This is a genomic window from Curtobacterium sp. MCBA15_013 (assembly GCF_001865095.1).
In the GTDB taxonomy this organism is placed as follows: domain Bacteria; phylum Actinomycetota; class Actinomycetes; order Actinomycetales; family Microbacteriaceae; genus Curtobacterium.
Genome location: NZ_MJGQ01000035.1, coordinates 1 through 284, shown reverse-complemented (window position 1 = coordinate 284; position 284 = coordinate 1). Strand labels below are relative to the sequence as shown.

Below are 284 nucleotides of genomic sequence, written 5' to 3'. Positions count from 1 at the left end.
CCGAGATCGCCCGCCGCATCGAGGTCGGCCTCTTCGCCGGGGAGAAGCTCGCCACCGAGAAGGGCCTCGCGAAGACCCTGCAGCGTGAACTGCGCTGGCTCGTCCGTGACGGTGAGCGCGCCAAGGAGCGCATGATCACCTCGAACCTCCGCCTCGTCGTGAGCATCGCCAAGCGCTACTCGCAGCGCGGCCTGCCCTTCATGGACGTCATCCAGGAAGGCAACCTCGGCCTGGTCCGCGCGGTCGAGAAGTTCGACTTCACGCAGGGCTACAAGTTCTCGACG

General features: G+C 66.5%; 1 protein-coding gene. It reads left to right on the top strand.

Annotated elements, in window-relative coordinates:
* The coding region (locus BIV01_RS13525) for a sigma factor (protein WP_302847428.1) at positions 1-284 on the top strand (284 nt) is incomplete at both ends.